The sequence below is a fragment of the Glutamicibacter sp. V16R2B1 genome (assembly GCF_005774635.1).
GTDB lineage: Bacteria > Actinomycetota > Actinomycetes > Actinomycetales > Micrococcaceae > Glutamicibacter > Glutamicibacter creatinolyticus.
This window is the reverse complement of the sequence record NZ_VATX01000026.1, coordinates 1-18,070: the sequence shown is the minus strand read 5'-3', so window position 1 is coordinate 18,070 and position 18,070 is coordinate 1. Positions and strand designations below refer to the sequence as shown.

Below are 18,070 nucleotides of genomic sequence, written 5' to 3'. Positions count from 1 at the left end.
TAAACACCACGGTCGCTGCCATGAACCCCGTGCGGGGGCCTGGCAACGACCGTGGCGTGCTTTAAGCTGCGGCCGCCCCTGGGCCGCGTGGATCTGCCGATCCGGGGGCTACTAGGAGGTCAAGCCTTCCACGTAGTCCTTGTTTTCTTCCATCCACTGCTTGATCAGTGGCGCGTAGTCATCGGTGTCATTCTCCACGAACAACAGGTTCTCCAGGTCGTAGAGCTGGTCCAGGCTCATCTCAAAGTCCTGCAGCCACTGGTTGACCTCGGGGAAGTCATCGGCAAACCCGGTACGGCTGTAGATGCTCAATTCCTCATCGGTATTCAGCACGCCCTTGGGGTCCTCCAGGTTCTTGAGCGGGAACTGGCTGTAGGCCCAGTGCGGCTGCCAGAGGGTCACCAGCACGTTCTCCTTCGCGGTGGTGGCCGCCTTCACCTCGGCGAGCATGGCCGCGGTCGAGCTGGTGGCAAACTCCATGTCCTGCAGCCCGTATGCGGGGATCACCTCGTTCTCCATGGAGTTCACGATGCCCGAGCCCGGTTCGATGCTCACGATCTTGTTGCCGAACAAGTCGGCCTTTTCGGCCAGCTCGTCAATCGAATCAATGGGCGCGTCCTCGTTCACCGCCAGGGTCAGGGCGGCGTTGCCCTCATCGTTCCAGACCCCCACCTTTTCCAGGTCATCCTCGTACTGCTCGATGAACGAGGCGTGGGTGATGGGCATCCACACGTCGGTGGTGAAGTCGTAGTCGCCCTGGGACAGTCCGGTCAGCGCGGGGGCCAGGTCCGCGTACTCCAGTTCGACGTCATAGCCCTTGTACTCCAGCACCGCCTCCCACAACAGGCTGGTGGCCAGCGCCTCATCCCAGCCGTTGAAGACGGCCAGCTTGATTTTCTTATCCGCATCATCCGCTCCGGCGGCACTGCACCCGGTCAGGGCCAGGGCTGAGGCGGCGGCGATGGCCGAGAGCTTCAGTGTGGTTTTCTGCATGGGCAAAAACATCCTTTCCAAGGGGGTGATATGAAAAAGGCCGCCGCCGGGTGAGCCCGCGGTAGGCGGGACCCGGCGGCGGCCGGGGGTCCAGTCGAACTGGACCACAAAAAGAACTTGGCAGGGGCTACTAGGAGGTCATGCCCTCAACGTAGTCCTTGTTGTCTTCCATCCACTGCTTGACCAGCGGCTGGTAGTCATCGGTGTCGTTCTCCACGAACAACAGGTTCTCCAGGTCGTAGAGCTTGTCCAGGTCCATCTTGAAGTCGCCCATCCACTTGGCGACCTCGGCGTGGTCCTCGGAGAAACCGTCACGCGCGTAGGTGTGCAGCGACTCGGTGCCGCCCAGCGCACCCTTGGGGTCTTCCAGGTTCTTGATCGGGAAGGAGGCGTAGGCCCAGTGCGGCTCCCAGAGGGTGACGACCACGTCTTCCTTCGCATCGGTCGCGGTCTTCAGCTCGGCCAGCATCGCGGAGGTGGAGCTGGTGGTGAAGTCCATGCCCTCCAGGCCGTACTCCGGGATCACCGAGGATTCCATGGTCTTGGTCAGCCCGGCGCCGGATTCAATGCCTACGATCTTGTTGCCGAACTTGTCGGCGTTATCGGCCAGCTCCTCCAGGGAGTTGATGTCCGAGTCCTTGTTGACCGCCACGGTCAGCTTCGACTCCTCGTTCCAGGCGCCCAGGTCCTCGATCTGGTCGCCGAACTTGTCGATGTAGTCCTTGTGGGTCACCGGCAGCCACACGTCGGTGGTCAGATCGTAGTCGCCCTGGGACAGGCCGGTGAACAGCGGCGCGACGTCCGAGTACTCCAGCTTCACGTCGTAGCCCTTCTCCTCCAGCACCGCCTTCCACAGCTCACTGGTCGCGATGCCCTCATCCCAGCCGTTGAACACGGCGATGGTCAGTTCCTTGTCATTGCCCTCGGCCTGGTTCCCGCCGTCGCTGCCGCAGGCGGTCAGTGACAGGGCGGCCGCGGCGGTGAGGGCGCCGAACTTCAGCAGACGATTCTTCATCATGAGTGTTATCCCTTTCCGTGGCGCAACGGTCTTTCCGCAGCGCCACCGGCACCGTTGCCGGTGCCCGCGGCGGGATCGGTGTGTGGCCGGATCCCGCCGGTCAGTTCTTCAGTACAGGTCAAAGCTGCAGTGCGTGGTGCCCTTAGGCGGCCAGCTCCTGCTGCCTGGCGGTCTTGGCCGCCTTGCGCTTCTTCATCAGCAGGGCGAACAGGCCCGAGCGCTTGCCGAACGCGTTGGTCAGCCGGTCCAGGATCATCGCCAGGATCACCACGGCCAGCCCGGCCTCGACGCCCAGGGCCGTATCCAGGCGGGAGAGCGAGGCGATCACGTCGCCACCCAGGCCGCCGGCGCCGACCATGCCGGCGATCACGACCATGGACAGGGCCAGCATGATGACCTGGTTGACCCCGGCCATGATGGTCGGCAGCGCCAACGGCAGCTCGATCTGGCGCATGATGCGCCCGGGGGAGGAGCCGAAGGCCTGCCCGGCCTCCACCACTTCCTTGTCTACCGAGCGGATGCCCAGTTCGGTGAAGCGCACGCCCGGCGCCAGGGCGAAGATGATGGTGGCCACGATGCCCGGGGCCACCCCGACGCGGAAGAGCATCAGCGCCGGGATCAGGTACACGAACGCCGGCATGGTCTGCAGGAAGTCCAGCACCGGGCGGATCACGTTGGAGAACGCGTGGGACTTGGCCGCCCAGATGCCCAGCGGCAGCGCGATCACCAGCGCCCAGAACGTGGCCACCAGCACCAGGGCCAGGGTGACCATGGCGTTGGACCACTGGTCCATGGCCACGATCAACAGCAGCCCGATCACCGAGCCGAGCATGAACTGCCAGCCGCGGGCCAGCAGCGCGATCAGCGCCACAATGATGGTGATGACCCAGAACGGGGGAGTGGAGAGCACCACTTCCACCGCGTCATACATTTCCACGAAGATCGCGCGCAGTACCCGGAACAGTCCGTCCAGGTTCTTCACGATCCAGTCAACGCCGTCCTCGGCCACGTCTCCGACGGGGATACGGAATTCCACTAGTTCACCTCCGGGCTGCTCATCAGCGCTTGTTCAACCACATCGCTGGGCAGCGGCTTGTCCAGGATCGTCATCTCCTCGGTGGGCGGGTTGGTCTGGGCCAGAGCGGCCAGCAGGGTCACCCGCGGGATCACCCCGAGCAGGCGGTGCTCGGCATCGGTGACCGCCACCGGCAGCCGGGACTCGACCGAGGGGACGAACAGGTCCACCAGCGGGGTGTCCCGGTCCACGGTCTCCAGCTTCTGGATCTTGGCCTCGATCGAACTTTCCCCGGCGCGCACCAGCTTGAGCGCATCACGGTCGGTGATCATCCCCAACACCGTCCGGTCCCGGCCGGTGACGATCGCGGCGGAGAGGAACTGGTCGCGCATGGTGCGCAGCGCCGAGCGCGGTCCGGCGTTGGCCTGGATCACCGCGCGGGTCGGCTCCATCACCGAGGAGGCGGTCAGCACCCGGGCGCGGTCCACGTCCTGCACGAACTGGGCCACGTAGTCGTTGGCCGGGTCGGTGAGGATCTCCTCCGGGGTGCCCACCTGCACGATCTGCCCGTCGCGCATCACCGCGATCCGGTCCCCGAGGAACATGGCCTCGTTCAGGTCGTGGGTGATGAACACGATGGTCTTGTTCAAGGTGGCCTGCAGCTCGACCAGCTGCTCCTGCATTTCGCGGCGGATCAACGGGTCCAGGGCCGAGAAGGCCTCATCCATCAGCAGCAGGTCGGTGTCGGCCGCCAGCGCGCGGGCGATGCCCACACGCTGCTGCATGCCGCCGGAAAGCTCCGAGGGCATCTTCTCGCCCCAGCCATCCAGGCCCACCATCTTCAGCATCTTCGCGGCCGAGGCCAAGCGTTCGCTCTTGCCCACGCCCTGCTGTTCCAGCGGGTAGGCCACGTTCTCCAGCACGGTGCGGTGCGGCAGCAGCGCGAAGTGCTGGAAGACCATCGAGACCCGCTTGCGGCGCACCTCACGCAGATGCTTGGCCGAAATCCCGGTGATCTTGTCCCCACCCAGGCTCACGGTGCCGTCGGTGGCATCCCACAAACCGTTCAGGGTGCGGATCAGGGTCGATTTGCCGGAGCCCGAAAGGCCCATGACAACAAAGATTTCGCCTTCCTTGACTTCGAAGGAGGCATCGATGACAGCTGCGGTCGTGTGGGAGGGCAATTGGTCCCTCGTCGAGCCAGCTTTAAGCTTTTTGACCGCTTCTTTCGGTTTACGGCCGAAGACCTTGTACAGGTTCTCGACCTTCACGGCGATATTGGTGGTCATGTTCTCCACTGCCCGCCTGGCGCCCATCGGGCGTCACGGGCTGGTAGCGGGCCGCAGGATTTTGGCGCCCGACAACGTGCCCGGCGGAACTGAAAAATGCGAGTGTTCATCCTGACTGACGCGGCCCAAATCAGTAACTTCTGGACCGCGTATGGCCCTTGGTTTCCTTGCTGGCGGTCGTGTCGGACGCGTCGCCGCCAATAACCGAGCGTAACAAGATCAAACGAAAAAGCACACTTTGACCGGCACCATTCCCCTCGAAATATGTCCAAGTGTAAGCAGGCTTTTCCGCAGAATGACGCGGCAAAAGAGGTTGTTATGGAAATGTTATGGATCACTATCCACAACTGGTCGCCTTCGCCGTCGGGGGAACGTGCCCGCGCACATACTGGTCACACGGTTTCCCACTTCACCGGCAGGGGGCAGACATGGACAACCACAACCAGCGGCTGGGGGTGCGCGGGGAGAGCATTGCGGCGGCCTTCTTGGCCAGCCGGGGCCACGAGGTCATGGCGCGGAATTGGCGCTGTAAGCGGGGCGAATTGGACCTGGTGACCCGAAGCGGTGGACACATAATGGCTATCGAAGTCAAAACTCGAACCAACGAGAAATTCGGCAGCGCTTTTGACGCAATTTCCCGGCAAAAGTACGAGCGAATCCAGCGCCTATTGCTCGAATGGTCCAGGGAAAAGCGAATATGGTTGCCCGAACTAAGGGTGGATGTGATCTGCATTTACCCCGAACCCGGCGGCTGGCGGATCGAGCACCACCAGCGGGTGGCGTCATGACGCTGGCACGCACGCGCTGCGTGGCCCTGGCCGGGCTGGGCGGCGCAATGGTGGAGGTCGAGGCGGATCTGGGCAACGGCATCCCGGGCTTCGTGATCCTGGGGTTGCCCGACGCGGCGCTGCGCGAGGCCCGCGAACGGATCAAGGCCGCGGCCCGCAACACCGGCATCGCACTGGCCAACCGGAAACTGACCGTGAACCTGTCCCCGGCGACCATGCACAAGCAGGGTTCCGGTTTCGATCTGGCCATCGTGCTGGCCGCGCTGAGCGCCGACCGGCAAATCAGCGCCTGCCCGCACAGCGTATTCCTGGCCGAACTCGGACTGGATGGGACCCTGCGTCCCATCCCGGGCATCCTGCCTGCGGTGCGCCTGGCCATGGCCGCCGGTGCCACGCGTTTCTGGGTGGCGCAACAGAACGCCGCGGAGGCGCGGCTGGTTCCCGGGGCCATCGTGGACTGCGCCGAACACTTGGGCCAGGTGCTTGAACGCTTCGGCGCCCCGGCCGAGCACCTTTCGGTCCGCGCCCGGCACCAGCCGAGCCAGGCGGTTACCGTGCCGGCCGCGCCCACCGTGCCGGACCTGGCCGAAGTCAATGGCCAGCAGGAGGCCCGCGTGGCCCTGGAGCTGGCGGCCGTGGGCGGGCACCACTTGCTGATGACAGGACCGGCCGGCGTCGGCAAGACCCTGCTGGCCCGCTGCCTGCCCGGCATCCTCCCGCCGCTGGATGATGCGGCGGCGCTGGATGCCACCGCGATCCGCTCCATCACCGAGCAGGCCGGCAACGAGTTCACCTCCCTGCAGTACACGCCGCCGTTTATTGCCCCGCACCACACCGCATCCACCGTCTCCCTGCTCGGCGGTGGGACCAGGAGCATCCACGTGGGAGCCGTGACCCGCGCCCACCGCGGTGTCCTGTTCCTGGATGAGGCTCCCGAATTTCCCTCCGGCGTGCTGGACGCGCTGCGCCAACCGCTGGAGGACGGATACGTGAACATCGCCCGGGCCAAACTTCATGCCCAGCTGCCGGCCCGGTTCCAGCTGCTGCTGGCCGCCAACCCCTGCCCCTGCGGCCGCAACTACGGGACGGGACTGGCCTGCACCTGCACCCCCATGCAGCGCCGCCGCTACTTCAGTCGGCTCTCCGGTCCCATCCTGGACCGCATCGACCTGCAGCTGCAGCTGAACCCGGTCCCGGCCGCGACCCTGCTGGGCAAACAACGCAACGAATCCAGCGCCCAGGTCCGCCAACGCGTGCTCGCTGCCCGGGAACGCTGTGCCCAACGCCTGGCGCCGTGGAACATCCGCACGAATGCCGCCATCCCCTCCGAGATCCTGCGCCACGAACTGCCCTACCACCGGCAGGTGCGCGGGCGTCTGGAGCAGCTGGCCACCCGCGCCCAACTCTCTGCACGGGGGATGGCCCGCGTGCTGCGCGTCGCCTGGAGCATCACCGACCTTGAAGGTGGGGCGACTCCCACGGTCGATGACCTTGAACTTGCCGTACACCTGCGACAGAAAATAGAAAGTTGAGCCCAGCCATGTACGCCGAGCACGATGCGGCCGCCGAACGCCGCTACACCGACCTCAGCTTTCTCATCGAAGCCAACGACCACATCGCCGGGGCGTTGCTGAGCCTGCTCGACGCCGGTGAAGCTCTGGAACTGATCCGTCGGCAGGACTGGTACCCGAAAGATCTGGAATCCCGGGTCCACCAGGCCCTGGGCATCAGCACCCACAGCGACCACAGCTTCAGCTTCACCTCGGCGCTACGACGCTGGCGCAAGCGCCTGCCCTATCTGCCAGCGGCCGACTCCCAGCTGGAACTGATGCGCCGCAACAATGGGGGACTGATCCTTCCCGGCGATCCCGGCTGGCCGGCCCAAATCAACGACCTGGGTTTCGGGGCGCCGATCTGCCTGTGGTGGCGTGCGAAGAACCCGGAGCTGCTGATGACCCAAGACCTCGAAACCAGCGTTGCCATCGTGGGCTCCCGGGACAGCAGCGACTACGGGAACCAGGCCACCAGCCAGCTGGCCACCGGGCTGCGGCAGGCCGGAGCCACCATCATCAGCGGCGGCGCCTATGGGATTGACGCCTGCGCCCACCGCGCGGCGCTGCAGGTCGAGGAAGCGTTGGCGGAAACCCCACCGACCATCGCCATCCTGGCCGGGGGACTGGATCGTCTCTACCCCAGCGGCAATCACAATCTGCTGCGCACCATCATCGACCGAGGCCTGCTGCTTTCCGAGGTGCCGCCGGGTACGGCGCCCACCCGTTTTAGGTTCCTGAATCGCAACCGCCTGATCGCAGGATTCGCGCAATTGGTGGTGGTCACCGAAGCCCGCTTCCGCTCCGGGGCCCTGAACACCGCGCGCCAGGCGGTGGATCTTGGCCGGGAGGTTGCCGCACTGCCCGGCAGCGTATTCTCACCCAACTCCGTTGGCACGCACCGGCTGATTCGCGCCGGCGAAGCCGGGCTGGTCACCAATGTCGAAGACGCCCTGGAACTGCTGCCCGCCTTATCCGTAACAGCCAGGACAGGGGCGGCAAATGAAGAACCGGCCCGAGTCACCGACGGGCTAAACGGGCCGCAGAACCTCATCCTGGATGTGTTGCCGCGCCGCGGGGCCAAGCTGGTTGATGAACTCTGTGCCCTCAGCGGGCTGCCGGCGATCGACACCATCCGGGCGCTGAGCATTCTGGAGGGGCGTGGGCAGGCCCGGCAGGAAGGATTCGGGTGGAAACGCATAGGCGCCTAGCCCCGCTAACCAAGGTCGCAGCAAGGGGCTTTTGCAGTATGTGACAAGCGTGGCTAGTGGTTCCCGGGCAATCCGTAGGCGAGGTACCGGTCCGGTTTGTCCCGTTCCTCGATCCGAAACAGCGGGGGCAGACCTGGGGCTTCCAGCACTTGGATCTGCTCGGTGAGTAGTTCACCGGTTACCACCAAAACCCCGGTGAAGTCCCAATCACTGGTGAACCAGTGTCGGAGGCATTCCAGAAGTTGCCGGTTGAGGTCGCTTCCGTCCCTGGGGCCGCGAGTCCAGAAGTAGACGGCGGCTTCAAAGTCCTTCCACCCCTTTTCACCCAGTGCAGTGATCTTCGCGGTCGAGAACATGGACGCATCCGTCGGCATGACGTAGACGCAGCCCAGGCAGAGCTTCTGGTCGTGGGTCATGACCGTGTAGGTGTAGGCCCTGTTCTCGGAGTGACGTTCTTCCAGTCGCGCGAGATCCTGATGGTTGTCCTCGACCGTGAACCCATCTTCCGGCCAGCCGGTCTGCTCCCAGTCCCGCAAGAAGTCCTTGCGCTCCATGACGGCCTCATAGTCCAGCTGCGCATCGGTGGCTCGAATAGGTCGCAGTAAGAAACTCTCGGTCACCAGTTCATCTGGGGCCTCAAAGCCACTGTTGTGAAACGCCACTGCTCCTCCTAATCCCCACACGGAATGAGAACCTCGCGACCCGTTACCCGCTGATCCGGATCCATGATGTCTCGCATCGTAGCGCAGCGTGACGTTCGATGGGCCCGTCCCATCCTGCCGGCGGCCAGATGGGTCGTCGTGGCAGATGCGGCAAGAGAGGTAGGGGAACCGTCCCGGAAAGTGTCCCCGGCGCGAGGTACATTGAATCTGATGAGTGAAGAACACGAAGTCGAGCCATCGGCCACCGCAGCGCCGCAGATCGACCTGGTAATCCTGCAACACCTGGAGGACTACCTGGGCTATCTGCTGTACCAGCGCGGGCGCAGCGAGAACACCGTGCGTGCCTACGAAACGGACCTTCGCTCACTCTTTGTCTTCCTCGCCAGCCAACAGGTCACCGGTTTGGACCAGGTGACGATCGAAGACCTGCGTGGCTGGCTCGTGCGGATGCAGGAAGAGGGCCTGGGCCGCACCACCATGGCCCGCAGGATTTCGGCGGTTAAGAACTTCTTCGTCTGGGCGGACCGGCAAGATCTCATCGCCGAGGACCCCGCGCTCAGGCTCCAGGCACCCAAGAAGGAACGCCGCCTGCCGCACGTTCTGCAAGCTGGACAAGTCGAACGGCTGCTGACTGACATCAAGGAACCCCGTACGGCACCGTCGACGTCGCCTCGGACCTCAGTGGATAATCCAGCGGGCGAGGACGGCGCCGCGCCCAGCGAAAAGGATGCGGCCCTGGCCATACGCAACCAGGTCATTGGCGAGCTGCTCTACGCCAGCGGGCTGCGCATCAGCGAACTGGTGTCGCTCGACGTGGGCGACGTGGACTTTGAGCGGCGTGCCTTGCGGGTTCTTGGTAAGGGCAACAAGGAGCGCATGGTGCCCTTCGGGATTCCGGCCCAGCGGGCACTGGAGTTCTGGCTGCGGCAGGCCCGAGAGGTCCTCGCCTCCGCCGATGCCGAGAACGCGTTGCTGATCGGTGCCCGCGGCGGGCGGCTGAACGTACGCCAGGCACGCAAGGTAATATCCGACGCCCTGAACAGGCTGGGGGATACCTCGGCCAGTGGCCCGCACGCCCTGCGGCACACGGTGGCCACGCACCTGCTCGACGGTGGGGCAGACCTGCGCGCCGTTCAGGAATTCTTGGGTCACTCCTCGCTGGCCACCACCCAGCTGTACACGCATGTCTCGGTGGATCGACTGCGCCAGAGCTACCAGCAGGCACACCCCCGGGCCTGACGATTCACCGAGTGTTTACCCGGAAGTAGGCTTTGGCTGGCGAAAACACCAGGCTTTCAGGCAAGATAGAACTAGCACATTAAGAAATGCTGAATCTGTTGCGGTTGACGTAGGGGAAGACGATCAACAGGTAACGGAGGATGGCATGTCTGCGTCAATGACCAGGGGAGTTGTGTTCATTCACTCGGCCCCTGCCGCGCTATGCCCGCATCTGGAGTGGGCTATCGGGTCGGTGCTCGAACAGCCAGTCCGCTTGGACTGGACCGAGCAGGAAGCCGCACCCGGACTTCGTCGCGCCGAAATTCAGTGGACCGCCCCGCAGGGCACCGGTGCCATCTTGGCATCCGCCATGCGCGGCTGGCAGCACCTGCGCTTTGAAATCACCGAGGAACCCAGCCAAGGCTGCGACGGCAGCCGCTGGTCCTTCACCCCGGAACTGGGAATTTTCCACGCCACCGTTGATACCGCCGGCAACATCATGGTCAGCGAGGATCGCATCCGCTGGGCCTACGAAAAGGGCGACGGGAACCCCTCGGTCTTCTACCAGGAGATGTCCATTGCCCTCGGCGAGGCGTGGGACGAAGAGCTCGAACCCTTCCGCCACGCCGGCGACGGCGCCCCGGTGCGTTGGCTCAACCAGGTCGTCTAACGACAGACCCGTGCTTTCGCTAGTGGTGCAAACCGCTAGTTATCAAGTCTCCGAGTGAGTTGTCACTGTTTTACCAGCACTGCTTGTTTGCCGCTAAGCCGGTAACGGCACGAGGGAGACCCGCATCGGGTCTACCTCGTGCCGTTTTGCATTTTCGTGAAGTCGCCATTCGCTGGCGGTAAGCGCTGTTTCAGGAACGCCTGAGTTCGGTCAGCGGATCACGTCGAAGACGTTCTTCTGGATGCCGTTGGAGTAGGACTCCGACTCCACCAGTTGCAGCCTCTGGGCCTCCAGGGGCTTGTCGCTGAACAGCCGCAGGCCCTCGCCGAGCAGGACCGGGAAGACCAGCAGGTGGTAGCGGTCCACCAGGCGGTGTTCCTGCAGGCAGTGCACCAGGGTGCCGCTGCCGTGCACGATGATGGGCCCGCCGTCCCCGGCCCGCAGCCGGGCCACATCGGCCATGGAGCGCAGGATGGTGGTCTGGCCCCAGTTCTCCACCAGGTCGCGTTCCTCCAGCGTCGTGGAGACCACGTACTTGGGCTGGTCGTTGTAGTCGGCGAACTCCTCGTCCATGTCCGGCCAGACCTTACTGAACTCCTGGTAGGTCCTCCGCCCCAGCAGCATGGCGGTGGCGTCGGACTGTTCGATGGCCTTCAGCTCGTAGGCGGCCTCATCGGGTTGCACCAGGTTGAAGGTCCAGCCCGAATGCCGGTAGCCGCTCTCCCCACCGGGGGCCTGCATGACGCCGTCGAGGGAGATGAGGGTGGTGACGATGAGGGTACGCATCCTAAGCCTTCCGCACGTGAACGTTTCCTGCGGCTGACCGTGGCAGCCGGGTCCGGTGCTCCCAAACTACCGGGCGCGCCCCGCCTTGGGAAGGGGATCCAGCCCGGCTGGAGGCGGTCGCTCCCGCCCCTGGTGGAGATGCCAAAGGGCGGCCGGCTCCCGTGCTCGGGATCCGGCCGCCCTTGTACTGGCGTGGGTGCCTGATGCAGCTAGATGCTGCGGATGGCCACGACGGCATTGTGCCCGCCGAAGCCGAAGGAGTTGTTCAGCGCCACGATCGAGCCCTCGCGCAGTTCCTGCGGCTGGCCGGTGACGACCTTCAGCGGGATGTCCGGGTCCTGGTTCTCCAGGTTGATGGTCACCGGGGTCTTGCGGTGGTAGACCGCCAGGGTGGAGAGCACCGACTCCACGGCGCCGGAGGCGCCGAGCAGGTGGCCCATCTGCGACTTGGTGGCCGAAACCCACACGTCATCCAGCGCATCGCCCAGGGCGGCGCGCAGCGCGGTGTACTCTGGCTTGTCGCCCACCGGGGTGGAGGTGGCATGCGCGTTGACGTGCACGACGTCCTCGGGCTGGATGCGCCCGTCGAACATGGCGGCCTTCAGCGCGCGGGTGGCGCCCAGCCCTTCCGGGTCCGGGGCGGTGATGTGGAACGCGTCGGCGGTCACCGAGGAGCCGGCCAGTTCGGCGTAGATGCGTGCGCCGCGGGCCAGGGCGTGTTCCTCGGCCTCCAGCACCAGGGCGCCGGCACCCTCGCCCATGACGAAGCCGTCACGGTCCAGGTCGTAGGGGCGCGAGGCGCGCTGCGGGTCGTCGTTGCGCTTGGACAGGGCCTGCATGGAGGCGAACGCGGCGATCGGCATCGGGTGGATGGCCGCCTCGGCGCCGCCGACCATGACCACATCGGCCTTGCCGTTGCGGATCAAATCCAGGCCCACGTGCATGGCCTCGGTGCCCGAGGCGCAGGCGGAGACCGGGGTGTGCGCCCCGCCCTTCGCGCCCAGGTCCAGGGAGACGGCGGCGGCCGGGCCGTTGGGCATCAGCATCGGCACGGTCATCGGCAGCACGCGGCGCGGGCCCTTGGCCTTGAGCGTGTCCCAGGCGTCCAGCAGCGTCCACACCCCGCCGATGCCGGTGGCGAAGGCGACCGAGAGGCGGTCCGGGTCGACCTCTTCCAGGCCCGAGTCCTTCCAGGCCTCACGGGAGGCGACCACGGCGAACTGGGTGGAGGGGTCCATGCGCTTCATCTCCACGCGGGAGAGGGTTTCGCTGGCCGGGTTCGAGGCGCGCGCGGCGAAGGTCACCGGCAGCTGGTATTCCTCGACCCACTCGTCGGTGAGGGTGGCGGCGCCGGAGACGCCCTTGAGGGAATTGGCCCACAGGGTGGGGACATCCCCGCCAATGGGGGTGGTGGCTCCCAGGCCGGTGATCACTACTTTGCGCGCCATCGTCTAACTCTCTACTGGGCGGGAAAACAAAAATCAGGGGGTGGGGCCGCTCACGGCCCACGTGCGTGGAAGGGTCGCTGCCACGCTCAGCGGCGGACGTGGTCCGGCAGGTAGCTACTGTGCTGCCGGACCACGTCGCGCGGTGCGCCGGTACGTCGCTGCACCGGCGTGCGGCACTAGGCCTGGGCCGAAACGATGAAGTTGACGGCGTCGCCCACGGTCTTGAGGTTCTTGACTTCCTCGTCCGGGATCTTCACGTCGAACTTCTCTTCGGCGTTGACCACGATGGTCATCATCGAGATCGAGTCGATGTCCAGGTCCTCGGTGAAGGACTTGTCCAGCTGCACGTCTGCTTCGTCCAGGCCGGTCTCTTCGTTCACGATCTCGGCGAGGCCCGCCAGAATTTCTTCGTTGCTAGCCATGAAAGGCTCCTTTTCTTGTGTTGTGCCGGTACAACCGACGATGACTGGGCGGCACCGTCATCCCCGCCGGATCGCTCCGGGGCTGGGGGATGCCACCCGGCTTGGTGAAAACTTCACGTTGCCGTCAACTGTTTAGTTTATGGCAGTCGCACGACCTGGGCGCCAAAGACAAGCCCGGCGCCGAAGCCGATTTGCAGGCCCAGCCCGCCGCAGACCTCCGGGTGTTCGCGGCGCATCCGGTCCATGGCCATCGGGATGGAGGCCGCGGAGGTGTTCCCGTTCTCGGCGATGTCCCGGGCCACGATCACCGAGTCGGGCAGCTTCAGCTGCTTGACCATCTCGTCGATGATGCGCATGTTCGCCTGGTGCGGCAGGAACGCGGCCAGGTCGCTGGCCTCGATCCCGGCCTCGGTCAAGGCCTTGCGGGCCATCTTCGCCATCTCCCACACCGCCCAGCGGAACACGGTCTGCCCGTCCTGGCGCAGCGTCGGCCAGCGCGGGGAGTCCGGCTGGGCGGCGTCGGCGCCTTCGCCCTGCGGGTCGGCGTCGCCCGCCCCGGCGGCCAAGGCCGAACCCAGCAGGCCTTCGCGCAGCTCCACCTGGGAGTGGGTCATGCCGATCGCGGACCACTTCGAGCCGTCCGAGCCCCACACCGAGGGGGAGATCCCCGGGGTGTCGCTGGCGCCGATGATCACCGCGCCGGCCCCGTCCCCGAGCAGGAAGGAGATGGTGCGTTCATGGTTGTCGATGTAGTCCGAGAGCTTCTCCGCGCCGATCACCAGCACGTTCTGCGCCAGCCCGGAACGCACCAGCGCATCGGCCTGGGCGACCCCGTAGCAGTAGCCGGCGCAGGCGGCGGAGATGTCATAGGCCGGGGCCGGGGTCATCCCCAGCGCGTCGGCCACCGCCGCGGCCGCGGAGGGGGTGGCGTGCGGGAAGGTGACGGTGGCGACGATGACCGCGTCGATCTGTCCCGGCGCCAGGCCGGTGTCGGCCAGGGCCGCCTGCCCGGCGGCCACGCACATGTCCAGCAGCGAGGTGTTCTCATCCGCCCGGTAGCGGGTGATGATCCCGGTGCGCTGGCGGATCCACTCATCGGAGGAATCGATCCACTGGCACACGTCCTGGTTGGTCACCACCACGGTGGGCCGGTAGCTTCCGGTGCCCAGGATGCGGCTGTGGGCGTTTGGTGTCACCTGGTTCAGCACAGCGCTCATGTTCTCTTCTTTCCTCGCCACGTCGTATCGGTTCGCAGGAACCGGGTTAGGCCACGTGCTCGTTGACGAACTTGCGGGCGTCCTCCAGGTCCTCGGGGGACTTCAGCGCCAGGGTCTTCACGCCCTTCAGCCCGCGGCGGGCCAGGCCCACCAGGGTGCCGGCCGGGGCCAGCTCCAGGATGCCGGTCACGCCCATGGCGGCCAGCTGCTCCATGCACTGGTCCCAGCGCACCGGGCGGGAGACCTGGGCGACCAGCGACTGAAGGTTCGCCTTGCCGTCGGCCACCGGCTTACCGTCGTAGTTCGACAGCAGCGGCACGGCCGGGTCGGCCGGGTCCAGCTTGGCCGACAGCTCCTTCAGCACGCCCACGGCCGGGGCCATGTGCTCGGTGTGGAATGCCCCGGCAACCTTCAGCGGGATGACCCGGGCCTTGGCCGGCGGGTTCTCGCTCAGCGCGTTGATCTGCTCCATGGTGCCGGCGGCCAGGCGGCCAGCACCTCCTGCGGGTCCCCGCCGAGCACGGCGGCCATGCCGGTGGGCTGTTCGGCGGCGGCCTCGGCCATCGCGTTGGCGCGTTCGCGCACGAAGGTCATCGCATCGCCCTCGCTCAGCGCCCCGGCCAGGGCGGAGGCGGTGATTTCCCCGACCGAGTGCCCGGCCAGCACGGTGTTCGGCGGCAGGGTGTCACCCAGCAGCGCGCGGGCGGTGACCAGCCCGGCGGCCACGATCAGCGGCTGGGCCACCGCGGTGTCCTTGATGGTCTCCTCATCGGATTCGGTGCCGTGGGCGATCAGGTCGCGGTCGGTGATCACCGACAGGTCCTGCAGATGGTCGCGCACACCGGCCACATGCAGCCAGTCGTTCAAGAATCCTGGGGTCTGGGAGCCCTGTCCCGGGCATACAATTGCTAGCACTCTTACAGCTTTCCAAATTGGGGGCGGGTTGCGCTCATCATTTCGGCACCAAGCTGGCCGAACCTCTTTGTAGGAAGTCTACAAAACCAGTGGGGCCGCTGTCGAAGGAAACCCGCCAATTTCGGCAGATGACACCCCCGGCATGTGTGCGCACCCTCCAAAGCTGCCCCATCCGGCCGTGACGCTGGGCGGCCTCCCGTGCTTCGGGTCAGCGGCGGCGGTTTAGCGTCGGGCGTCACGCAGCCGCCCGACCATCAGCGCGGTCTGCAGCACGAACGCGTCGCGGGGGACCAGCGGGTCCCACCCGGTCACCTCGCTCACGCGCTTGAGCCGGTAGCGCACCGTGTTGGCGTGCACGAACAGTTCCCGGGCCGTGCCCTCCAGCGAGTGCCCCAGCGCCAGGTAGCTGGCCAGGGTTTCGGTCAGCGCGTTCGCCGCGTGCTGCAGCGGCTGGTAGACCCGCTCATGCAGCGCGTCCGCGGCCAGCTGGTCCCCGTTGACCACCCGTTCGGGCAGCAGGTCATCGGCGGCGATCGGACACGGCGCCTCCGGCCAGGCGGCGGCCGCGGCGTACCCGGCCATCGCGGCCGTGGCCCCGTAGTGCATTTCCTTCACCGTGGGTGCCAACGGGGAGTAGACCACCGGCCCCTCACCGAACAGCCGGCCGAGCCGGCCCAGGTCCATCTCCTCGAACTTGGTGTCCGAGAGCATCAGGATCGACCGGTCCCCGAGGATCCCCACCAGCGAGTCCCGCCCGTAGCGGGTGGCGACCCGGCGCAGCGCGGAGACGAAGTTCACTGGGGGAGAGGAGGGGGTGGTGCCCACCATGATGCGGATGTTTGCCTGGGAGCGCCAGCCGATCGCGGCGAAGCGGGAGGAGAGCGAGTCCTGGGATTCGCCGTGCAGCACCGCGTCCACCACGTGCGCCTCCAGGCGCGAATCCCACGCCCCGCGGGTCTCCGCGGCCCGGGCGTACACGTCGGCGGCGGCGAACGCGACCTCCCGCGAGTAGCGCAGCACCGCCTCGCGCACCTGGCCCTGTTCGGATTCGGCGACGATGTCCGGCACCTGGGATTCAACGACCTCCACGATGGTGCGCAGCAGCGCGAGTGCCTTTTGCAGGCTGATGGAGCGGGTCAGCTCGGTGGGCGCGGCCCCGAACACGTCGGTCATCACCCAGGCCGGGGTGGATTCGGGGTGTTCGTACCAGTTCACGAACGTGGAGATGCCCTTTTGGGCCACCAGGCCCAGGGCGGCGCGTTCCTCCGGGGCCAGGGAGCGGTACCAGGGCAGGGACTGGTCCAGGTACTTCAGCGCCGCGGTGGACAGCACCCCCAGGTGGGACTTGAGTCGCTTGATGGTCTCCGGGCTCGGCTTGGCCAGCCGGCTGGGCCGTCCGCGCTGCAGCGAAGCTTCGGCCGTTTCATTCATGTCTATGAGCATATCGGTTCGATGCGCGGGCCACGTGTGCCAAGCGGTTTCTGAGCTTGGGAAGCGGGCAGTCGGCACCCCCGCTGCCGTGGTGGCCGGGCAAATGGGAAACGGTGGCCACACGCTCCTTCACGGGGAAGGGGTGTGGCCACCGTTTGCCGGGAGTCCCGCCGGTTGAACCGGTGGGTGGGTGGTTAGGCGTCGCCGCCAGCGTTGCCCGAACGTCCCGCGTTGGGGTTGTTCAGGTCATACTTCTGATGCGCCTTGATCGGGGTATCGGCCGGGATCTCGCCCCGCTCAGCCAACGCCTGCAGGGTCTTGACGACCAGGGAATGCGCGTCGATCTTGAAGAACCGGCGCGCCGCGGCCCGGGTATCACTAAACCCAAACCCGTCCGCTCCCAGGGTGTGGTACTCACCGGGCACGTAGGGGCGCACCTGTTCAAGCACCGCCCGCTGGTAATCACTGGTCGCGATCACCGGGCCGGTCGCCGATTCCAGCTGACCGGTCAGGTACGGGGTCGGACGGGTAGCACCCGGGTCTTCCATGATGACCTGGTCGCAGTGCTGACCTTCCCGGGCCAACTCGTTCCACGAGGTCACCGACCACACATCGGCAGACACTCCCCATTCGGTGGCCAGGATGTCCTGGGCTTCCAACGCCCACGGCACCGCGACCCCCGAGGCCAGCAGCTGGGCGCGCGGCCCGTCAATCGAGGCTTCCTTGAGCAGGTAAATGCCCCTGATGATCCCCTCAACATCCACGTTTTCCGGCTCGGCAGGCTGGATGATCGGCTCGTTGTACACCGTCAGGTAGTACATCACGTTCGGATCCGGGTGTTCCCCGCCATACATGCGCTCCAGGCCCGAACGCATGATGTGCCCGATCTCGTACCCGTAGGCCGGGTCGTAGGCCACCACCGCCGGGTTGGTCAACGCCAGCAGCGGGGAATGCCCATCAGCGTGCTGCAGCCCCTCACCGGTCAGCGTGGTGCGTCCAGCGGTCGCGCCGATCACGAACCCGCGGGTCATCTGATCCGCTGCCGCCCAGAACGCGTCCCCGGTGCGCTGGAACCCGAACATCGAGTAGAACACGTAGATCGGGATCAACGCTTCCCCGTGGGTGGCATACGAGGTCCCGGCCGCGGTGAACGAGGCCACCGCCCCGGCCTCGTTGATCCCGGGATGGATCAACTGCCCCGAGGCCGATTCCTTGTACGCCAGCACCAGGTCACGGTCCACCGACAGGTAGTTCTGCCCGGCCGGGTTATAGATCTTCTTCGTGGGGAAGAACGAGTCCATCCCGAACGTGCGCGACTCATCCGGGACGATCGGCACGATCCGGTGCCCGAAGTCCTTATCCCGCATCAAGTCCTTCAGCAAACGCACGAACGCCATCGTGGTCGCCGCCATCTGCTTGCCCGACCCGCGCTTGGCG

The 18,070-nt window shown here is 66.0% G+C and carries 15 protein-coding genes and 2 pseudogenes; 5 read left to right on the top strand and 12 right to left on the bottom strand.

Annotated elements, in window-relative coordinates:
- Positions 1–111: 111 nt before the first annotated feature.
- The 4 genes from FDN03_RS15065 to FDN03_RS15050 all read right to left on the bottom strand — a co-directional run bounded on the left by FDN03_RS15065 (position 112) and on the right by FDN03_RS15050 (position 4,315).
- Entirely contained in the window at positions 112–993 is an 882-nt protein-coding gene (locus tag FDN03_RS15065) for a glycine betaine ABC transporter substrate-binding protein (RefSeq protein ID WP_138178421.1), read from the bottom strand.
- A gap of 130 nt (positions 994–1,123) precedes the next feature.
- Positions 1,124–2,011: a glycine betaine ABC transporter substrate-binding protein gene (locus FDN03_RS15060; protein WP_349291720.1), complete on the bottom strand. Its 888-nt coding sequence runs from the start codon at positions 2,009–2,011 to the stop codon at positions 1,124–1,126.
- Positions 2,012–2,153: 142 nt separating this feature from the next.
- Complete coding sequence (locus FDN03_RS15055) at positions 2,154–3,047, bottom strand: ABC transporter permease subunit (protein ID WP_138178420.1); 894 nt, start codon at positions 3,045–3,047, stop codon at positions 2,154–2,156.
- Positions 3,047–4,315 carry a glycine betaine/L-proline ABC transporter ATP-binding protein gene (locus FDN03_RS15050; protein WP_138178419.1) on the bottom strand — a complete coding sequence of 423 codons (1,269 nt, stop codon included), beginning with the start codon at positions 4,313–4,315 and terminating at the stop codon, positions 3,047–3,049. The genes FDN03_RS15055 and FDN03_RS15050 overlap by 1 nt, the downstream gene beginning before the upstream one ends.
- 470 nt (positions 4,316–4,785) lie before the next feature.
- Between FDN03_RS15050 and FDN03_RS15045 the strand changes: the two genes are divergently transcribed.
- Genes FDN03_RS15045 through dprA form a run of 3 tightly spaced genes read left to right on the top strand, consistent with a single transcriptional unit; the run spans position 4,786 to position 7,864 of the window.
- On the top strand, positions 4,786–5,103 hold the full coding sequence (locus tag FDN03_RS15045) for a YraN family protein (protein ID WP_249354622.1): 318 nt from the start codon (positions 4,786–4,788) through the stop codon (positions 5,101–5,103).
- Positions 5,100–6,635, top strand: a complete 1,536-nt coding sequence (locus tag FDN03_RS15040) for a YifB family Mg chelatase-like AAA ATPase (protein ID WP_138178417.1) — start codon at positions 5,100–5,102, stop codon at positions 6,633–6,635. The genes FDN03_RS15045 and FDN03_RS15040 overlap by 4 nt, the downstream gene beginning before the upstream one ends.
- Positions 6,632–7,864, top strand: coding sequence for a DNA-processing protein DprA (gene dprA, locus FDN03_RS15035; protein WP_138178416.1), 1,233 nt, complete (start codon positions 6,632–6,634; stop codon positions 7,862–7,864). Before FDN03_RS15040 ends, dprA begins: the two co-directional genes overlap by 4 nt.
- 53 nt (positions 7,865–7,917) lie before the next feature.
- Here the strand turns inward: dprA and FDN03_RS15030 are convergent, their stop codons facing one another.
- A complete protein-coding gene (locus FDN03_RS15030; protein ID WP_138178415.1) occupies positions 7,918–8,526 on the bottom strand; it encodes an N-acetyltransferase in 609 nt (202 codons plus the stop codon).
- 210 nt (positions 8,527–8,736) lie between these two features.
- Between FDN03_RS15030 and FDN03_RS15025 the strand changes: the two genes are divergently transcribed.
- Together FDN03_RS15025 and FDN03_RS15020 are read left to right on the top strand one after the other, a co-directional pair.
- The gene (locus FDN03_RS15025) at positions 8,737–9,765 is read left to right on the top strand and encodes a tyrosine recombinase XerC (RefSeq protein WP_138178414.1); all 1,029 of its coding nucleotides are present in this window, start codon (positions 8,737–8,739) and stop codon (positions 9,763–9,765) included.
- Between the two features lie 145 nt (positions 9,766–9,910).
- A complete protein-coding gene (locus FDN03_RS15020) occupies positions 9,911–10,414 on the top strand; it encodes a DUF3145 domain-containing protein (RefSeq protein ID WP_054821238.1) in 504 nt (167 codons plus the stop codon).
- 210 nt (positions 10,415–10,624) lie between these two features.
- Here the strand turns inward: FDN03_RS15020 and FDN03_RS15015 are convergent, their stop codons facing one another.
- The 7 genes and pseudogenes from FDN03_RS15015 to FDN03_RS14985 form a co-directional block, all read right to left on the bottom strand.
- Positions 10,625–11,200, bottom strand: a complete 576-nt coding sequence (locus FDN03_RS15015; protein WP_138178413.1) for a dihydrofolate reductase family protein — start codon at positions 11,198–11,200, stop codon at positions 10,625–10,627.
- Positions 11,201–11,409: 209 nt separating this feature from the next.
- Positions 11,410–12,648 (bottom strand): beta-ketoacyl-[acyl-carrier-protein] synthase II, encoded by a 1,239-nt coding sequence (locus FDN03_RS15010; RefSeq protein WP_138178412.1) that lies wholly within the window; start codon positions 12,646–12,648, stop codon positions 11,410–11,412.
- Between the two features lie 176 nt (positions 12,649–12,824).
- Positions 12,825–13,070: an acyl carrier protein gene (locus FDN03_RS15005; RefSeq protein ID WP_054821937.1), complete on the bottom strand. Its 246-nt coding sequence runs from the start codon at positions 13,068–13,070 to the stop codon at positions 12,825–12,827.
- 137 nt (positions 13,071–13,207) lie between these two features.
- A complete protein-coding gene (locus FDN03_RS15000) occupies positions 13,208–14,287 on the bottom strand; it encodes a beta-ketoacyl-ACP synthase III (protein WP_138178411.1) in 1,080 nt (359 codons plus the stop codon).
- A 46-nt stretch (positions 14,288–14,333) separates the two neighbouring features.
- Positions 14,334–15,202 (bottom strand): annotated as a pseudogene (locus tag FDN03_RS14995) (ACP S-malonyltransferase).
- Between the two features lie 222 nt (positions 15,203–15,424).
- Entirely contained in the window at positions 15,425–16,633 is a 1,209-nt protein-coding gene (locus FDN03_RS14990) for a helix-turn-helix domain-containing protein (RefSeq protein WP_138178410.1), read from the bottom strand.
- 194 nt (positions 16,634–16,827) lie between these two features.
- Positions 16,828–18,070 (bottom strand): annotated as a pseudogene (locus tag FDN03_RS14985) (pyruvate dehydrogenase (acetyl-transferring), homodimeric type); the annotation flags it as partial.